The organism is Mesorhizobium sp. M1E.F.Ca.ET.063.01.1.1 (assembly GCF_003998155.1).
In the GTDB taxonomy this organism is placed as follows: domain Bacteria; phylum Pseudomonadota; class Alphaproteobacteria; order Rhizobiales; family Rhizobiaceae; genus Mesorhizobium.
In genome coordinates this window covers 1-3,788 of sequence record NZ_RZSC01000588.1, presented here as the reverse complement: position 1 = coordinate 3,788, position 3,788 = coordinate 1, and the positions used below count along the sequence as shown (strand labels likewise).

The 3,788-nt window shown below is 66.9% G+C and carries 3 protein-coding genes; all 3 read right to left on the bottom strand.

The annotated features are described in order from the left end of the window. Window positions 1-220: 220 nt before the first annotated feature. From EOA29_RS28640 to EOA29_RS28630, 3 genes are read right to left on the bottom strand one after another with little or no spacing between them, the layout of a single operon-like run. Window positions 221-1,165, bottom strand: coding sequence for an ABC transporter permease (locus tag EOA29_RS28640; RefSeq protein ID WP_126091265.1), 945 nt, complete (start codon window positions 1,163-1,165; stop codon window positions 221-223). Beyond that, entirely contained in the window at window positions 1,162-2,217 is a 1,056-nt protein-coding gene (locus EOA29_RS28635) for an ABC transporter permease (RefSeq protein ID WP_126091264.1), read from the bottom strand. Before EOA29_RS28635 ends, EOA29_RS28640 begins: the two co-directional genes overlap by 4 nt. Next, entirely contained in the window at window positions 2,217-3,728 is a 1,512-nt protein-coding gene (locus tag EOA29_RS28630) for an ABC transporter ATP-binding protein (protein WP_126091263.1), read from the bottom strand. The genes EOA29_RS28635 and EOA29_RS28630 overlap by 1 nt, the downstream gene beginning before the upstream one ends. Between the last annotated feature and the right edge of the window lie 60 nt (window positions 3,729-3,788).

Sequence of the window (3,788 nt, the reverse complement as noted above, 5' to 3'; positions counted from 1 at the left end):
GCTACGCTCGACACCTCTCCCCCGTCGATCGGGGGAGAGGTGTCGAGCGTAGCTCGACGGAGTGGGGGGTCGACCCTTGGCGTGGCGCAGGAAGATTCTTGCGCCTTGGTCTTTTTTTCAATGTTCGGCGGCAGCGGTTGCCAGGTGGTTCCCCCACTCCGTCGCTGCTTCGCAGCGCCACCTCTCCCCCCTCCGGAGGGAGAGGAAAGGGAGCCGAGTCCTACCGCTCCTCCCTGCGAAACGGCTTCAGCAGCGCCGACGGCGCGACCGCATTGCGCGACATGAAGGCCATCGCGACGATGGTGAAGATGAACGGCAGCATCAGGAACGCTTCGTAGGGGATGTGACCGAGTCCGCTTGCCTGCATCCTGAGCTGTAGCGCGTCGACGAAGGCAAAGAGCAGCGCGGCTCCCGCCGAGCGCCATGGGTCCCAGCGGCCGAACACGACCAAAGCGATCGCCACCCAGCCGCGGCCCGACACCACGCCGAAGGTGAAGGCGTTGAACTGCGCCATGGTGAGGAAGGCGCCGGCCAAACCCATCAGCGCGCCGCCGAGGATGACCGCCTGGAAGCGCGTGGCGATCACGCTGACGCCGGCGGAATCCGCAGCGCGTGGGTTCTCGCCGACCATGCGCACCGACAGTCCCCATGGCGTGCGGTAGAGCACGAAGGCGGCGAGCGGTACGGCAAGGATCGCGAGATAAACCAGCGTGAACTGGTTGAACACGGCCGGGCCGAGGATCGGAATGCCCGAAAGCAACGGGATCGCCACCGGCTTGAAGCCGTCGATGCTGGGCGGCACCGATTGCTGGCCGAAGATCAGGCGGTAAAGGAAATAGGCAAGGCCGGATGAGAACAGCGTCACGCCGATGCCGCAGACATGCTGGCTCAAGCCCAGCGCCACGGTGAACAGCGCATGCAGCGCGCCCATCAGCGCGCCGACAAGCACGGCCACCAGCACGCCGAGCCACAGGCTGCCGCTGAGGCTGGCGGCGGTGAAGCCAGCCATCGCCGACAACAGCATGATGCCTTCGATGCCGAGATTGAGCACGCCGGCGCGCTCGGAAAACATTTCGCCGAGCGTGGCGAAAGCGAGCGGCGTGGCAATGCGGATGATGGCGGCGAGGAAGCCGACCTGAAAAATCTGCTCGAATACCGCGCTCATGCGGATGCTCCCACGCGGCGGATGCGGTAGGCGGTGAAGAGCAGCGCCACCAGCATGGCAAGCAGCGCCGTGCCCTGGATGACGTCGCTGAGGAAAGCCGGCACGCCGGTCGCGCGCGACATCGCCTCGGCGCCGGTCATGACGGCGGCGAGGAAGAGCGCCGCGGGCACCACGCCGAGCGGATTGAGCCTTGCCAGCATGGCGACGACGATGCCGGAATAGCCATAGCCCGGCGAGATGTCGCTCATCACCTGGAAGTGCACGCCACCCACCTCGCCGACGCCGGCGAGTCCGGCGAGCGCGCCGGAGAGCAGCGCGGTGGAAAGCAGCACGCGCTGCACGCTGATGCCGCCATAGCGTGCCGCTTCGGCATTCTCGCCGGTAACGCGGATGCGGAAGCCGAGCGTGGTGCGCGCGATCAGGAACCAGCAAAGCGGTGCCGCGATCAGCGCCACGATCACGCCGAGATGCAGCCGCGTGCCTTCGATCAGCACAGGGAAATTGGCCGAATCCTCGATCGGCGGCGAGATCGGGTAGCCGCTGAACGTATCCTTCCACGGCCCCTCGATCAGCGCCATCAGCGCGTAATAAATGACCGAGTTGAGGAGCAGCGAGCTCACCACATCATCGACCTTGAACTTGACCCGGAGCGTCGCCGGCACCAGCGCGACGATGGCGCCGGCCGCCGCGCCCGCCAGCGCCATCAGAAGCATGGCGAGGTAACCCGGCATCGGGATGGCGCCGACGGCGCAGCTCGCCACCGCGCCGGCCAGCAACTGGCCCTCGGCGCCGATGTTCCAGAATTTTGCCCGGAAGGCGATCGCCACCGCAAGGCCGGTGAAGATCATGGGTGCTGCGCGCACCAGCGTCTCGGTGATGGCGTAGCTGTCGCCGAGCGAGGCCGAGAGCATCACGCCATAGGCCTCGGTGACCCCGGCGCCGGCGACTGCGATCAGGCCGCTGCAAAGGATGAGTGTGACGACAATCGCGAGGAACGGCAGCGCGAGATTGAACCAGGCGGGCGTCGACGTGCGGGCTTCGAGACGAAACATCAGGCGTGCCCCTCCGCGCCGGTCATCATCAGCCCGAGCCGCGTGACCGTGGCGTCCGCGCCGGAAAGCGTGCCGGCGATGCGGCCCTCATACATCACCGCGATGCGGTCCGAGAGCATCAGCAGTTCCTCGAGGTCCTCGCCGATGACGATGATGCCGCAGCCCTTGGCGCGCATGGCGAGGAACTTCTCGTGGATGAAGCGGGCAGCGCCTATGTCGAGGCCGCGCGTCGGCTGCGAGACGATCAGCACCTTCGGATCGAAGGCGAGCTCGCGCGCCAAAAGCGCCTTCTGCAGATTGCCGCCGGAAAGCGCGCCGGCGCGCACCATCGGCCCGGGACAGCGTATGTCGTAGGCCTTGATCTGCGCCTCGGCGAAGGCGCGGATCGCGGCCGGATTGAGCAGTCCCTTGCGGCTGAAGGCCTCGGTGCCGACGCGCGGCAGCACCATGGAATCGGCGAGCGGCAGGTTTGTGACCAGCCCGGTCGTCATCCGGTCTTCCGGAATACGGCCGAGCCCGAGCGCCTGCAGTGCGCGCGGCGAGAATTGCGTCACCTTTTTGCCGGCTATCGTCATCGTGCCGGCTTGAGGCTGCAACATGCCGGAGATGACGTCGGCGAGCGCCCGCTGGCCGTTGCCGGAAACGCCGGCGATACCCAGGATCTCCCCGGCGCGGACGAAAAGCGACACCTCGCGCAGCGGCATGCCGGCATGGCCGGTAGTGGAAATAGCGTCGAGCGTCAGCACCGAGGCACCGGGCGTCGTAGCCTCTTTGGTCGGCGGTACGATCTCGTGGCCGCACATCAGCTTGGCCATCTCGGCCGAGGTCGTGCTGGCCGGATGATCGACGCGGCCGGCGACCTTGCCGTGGCGCAGCACCACGCAGCGATGCGTGAGCGCTCTGACCTCGTTGAGCTTGTGCGAGATGAAGATGATGCCGAGCCCTTGGGCTGCCATGGAGCGCAAAGCGGCGAACAGGCCGTCCACTTCACTCGGCGCCAGCACCGCCGTCGGCTCGTCGAGGATCAAAAGCTTCGCGCCGCGAAACAGCGCCTTGATGATTTCCAGCCGCTGCTGCTCGCCGACCGAGAGCGCCGAGACCGGCAGGTTGGGATCGAGGCTCAAGCCATGCCGGCTGCCGATTTCCTTCAGCCGCGCCAGCCCGCCGGCGCGGTCGATGCCGCCGGATCTGCCGGGGATGCCGATCAGCAGGTTCTCCAGCACCGTGAGCCGTGGCGCCAGATGGAAATGCTGATGCACCATGCCGATGCCGGCGGCCAAGGCATCGGCCGAATCGTGGATGGCGACCGATCTGCCCTCGACCAGAATCTCGCCGGCGTCCGACGCATAGGCGCCAAACAGCACATTCATCAGCGTCGTCTTGCCGGCGCCGTTCTCGCCGAGCAGGCCGAGGATTTCGCCCGGCGCGACGCTGAGATCGACCGCCTCGTTCGCCTTGACGGCGCCGAAGCTCTTGGTGATGCCGCGCATTTCGATGAGAGGGGCGGACAAGGGTGCTCCTGCACTGATACCCCTCCCCCTCGAGGGGAGGGTGCCGAGCGAAGCGAGGCG

Excerpts from the sequence above, each read along its gene's own strand:
- EOA29_RS28635 (WP_126091264.1), bottom strand. The coding sequence starts at position 2,217 with ATGTTTCGTCTCGAAGCCCGCACGTCGACGCCCGCCTGGTTCAATCTC.
- EOA29_RS28640 (WP_126091265.1), bottom strand. The coding sequence starts at position 1,165 with ATGAGCGCGGTATTCGAGCAGATTTTTCAGGTCGGCTTCCTCGCCGCC.